The sequence below is a fragment of the Okeania sp. SIO2B9 genome, from assembly GCF_010672505.1.
Lineage (GTDB): Bacteria > Cyanobacteriota > Cyanobacteriia > Cyanobacteriales > Microcoleaceae > Okeania > Okeania hirsuta.
Genome location: NZ_JAAHGK010001338.1, coordinates 1 through 2,028 on the forward strand (window position 1 = coordinate 1; position 2,028 = coordinate 2,028).

The following is a 2,028-nucleotide window of genomic DNA, read 5'->3' on the forward strand; positions in this document are numbered from 1 at the left end:
TCTTAATTATTTTAATCAAAATTAAAAATCAATATGAACTTTTCTCCAGAGTTAATATCTTTAGTGCTGGCGAATTTGATAATTCTACCCAGGCGATCGCAGACCCCGCATGGTATGTTCAGCTTCGACTATGGCACAGACCTGTCCCTATTACTCTGTTTCCAGAACCTAGCATTGCTTTATTTGCCGAGCAAGCAAATATTCTCAAATTAGACCAACCATATCGACCTAGAGTTATGCAACTTCGACAATTATCAGATAGTCCCACATCCTCAGATAGTTCCACATCCTTACAAATTCAGTACTATTTACCAAAAGATGTGCCTTCTATTCTCGGGTCGGGGAAAAACCCAGAAATTCTTAAACAGCTTAAACCTAGCCAAATGAAGTTTTTACCTGGTTGCACTCTAGAAGTGATCAATCACAACCATGGCCAAGATAATGAATATTTTCAAGGTATTCTACCTCCTGATGCAGTTTGTGGCTTTACCTATCAAAGTCAATATTACCAAGTTGAACTAGGTTTTGAAGTTAACGCTCAAGAGTTTCTTAGTTATGACAAAGGTATAGATCCGCAAACAGGTAAAGGTACTTGGGGGGCTTTATTGGGGCAATATAAATTTATGAAAAGTCGTAGCTTTAGTTCAGAACTGATGTTATAAGTAGTGCAGTAATATTCTAATTTCTCAAAAAAGGCCACCAGTTTTTAATGATTGGCAGCCATTCAGATTATTAAGCTTAACTCTGAGTTCAACTTAAATATATATTTAACCAAATAACAAATCCATACCCACTGAATTTGCATTAATTGCAAGTAAGGTAGACCATAAGGCAAAAATAATACATTCTAAATAAGTGCAATTAAAATTCTGATTGGGGATTTTGAACTGATGCCAAGCTAGAACAAATTAATGTCTGCATTTAGTCATCAACAAAAAGTCAGTTTCTACAAAAACTATGATAACTTTTACTGACACCAATTCTAGAAGATTCAGTGGATTTACCATAAAACTTTTTGTTAAACAAAATTGTCAGCCTTTAATCCAAGGAAAATTCACCAATAGTTCTAAATAATAATGGTAAATAGGACTGAAAAACCCAACATACCCTTACTAAAATAATGACAATTTATGATGACTAATTGACAATCATCTTGTCAGCTATATACTTTTACTGTATTGTGACTGGTCTTGGTAATCCCATTTCAATCTAATTTGAATTTATTAAAGAAGTACTCTGCTGGACAGTTTGTTTAGATATAAAATTGATTAAGTTCTGCTTAAACTCAACACTGTTTAAGCTCTATTCCCTTCACGGACATCACGATAATCAAGAGCTTCTTGTTCTGTTTCAAAAATCTCAAACACAGAATCCATCATGGTTACTTCAAATACCAGTTTGGCTTCTGGATGAACACTACAAATTCGGAAACTACCGTTAACTTTGTCAGCATCTCGCATGCCTGCTACCAAAGATGTAAGTCCAGAACTATCAATAAAATTAACCTGACCTAAATTGACCACTACATGACGACTTAGTTTGGATATACATTCCTGCAACTTGAGGCGAAACTGCCAAGCTGTTGTGATATCCAAGCGTCCAGTTGGTGCTAGGACGATTACTGTTGTGCCGTCCTGAGTTGTGTGGGTTTTTTGCTCAATATGAATCACTGACCCTTCCCTCGGGATGATATAAACTATGGTGTTTGCCCATATAACTGTAGTTTAACTCAGATAAATTAATGATTTGGTTTCCAGTTAGCCCAATCATGAGGCTTTAAAAATACTTCATATAGTTCAGCTTCTGGTGTATTGGGTTCTGGACTGTAGCCATATTCCCAACGAACCAAAGGTGGCAAAGACATCAAGATTGACTCTGTACGACCATTGGTTTGCAAACCAAAAATTGTACCTCTGTCATACACTAGATTAAATTCAACATAACGGCCACGTCGGTATAGCTGAAAGTTGCGTTCCCGATCGCCATATTCCATGGGTTGCCGTCGCTCTACTATTGTTTTATATGCTA

General features: G+C 36.3%; 3 protein-coding genes. 1 reads left to right on the forward strand and 2 read right to left on the reverse strand.

The features are described from left to right. The first annotated feature begins 5 nt into the window (after window positions 1-5). Window positions 6-662: a chromophore lyase CpcT/CpeT gene (locus tag F6K13_RS30475; RefSeq protein WP_287289477.1), complete on the forward strand. Its 657-nt coding sequence runs from the start codon at window positions 6-8 to the stop codon at window positions 660-662. A 633-nt stretch (window positions 663-1,295) separates the two neighbouring features. Here the strand turns inward: F6K13_RS30475 and F6K13_RS30480 are convergent. Together F6K13_RS30480 and F6K13_RS30485 are read right to left on the reverse strand one after the other, a co-directional pair. Beyond that, window positions 1,296-1,670, reverse strand: coding sequence for an STAS domain-containing protein (locus F6K13_RS30480; RefSeq protein WP_287277703.1), 375 nt, complete (start codon window positions 1,668-1,670; stop codon window positions 1,296-1,298). 68 nt (window positions 1,671-1,738) lie between these two features. Then, window positions 1,739-2,028, reverse strand: a 290-nt coding sequence (locus F6K13_RS30485) for a coproporphyrinogen III oxidase (protein ID WP_287289474.1), incomplete at its 5' end; no start/stop codon positions are given.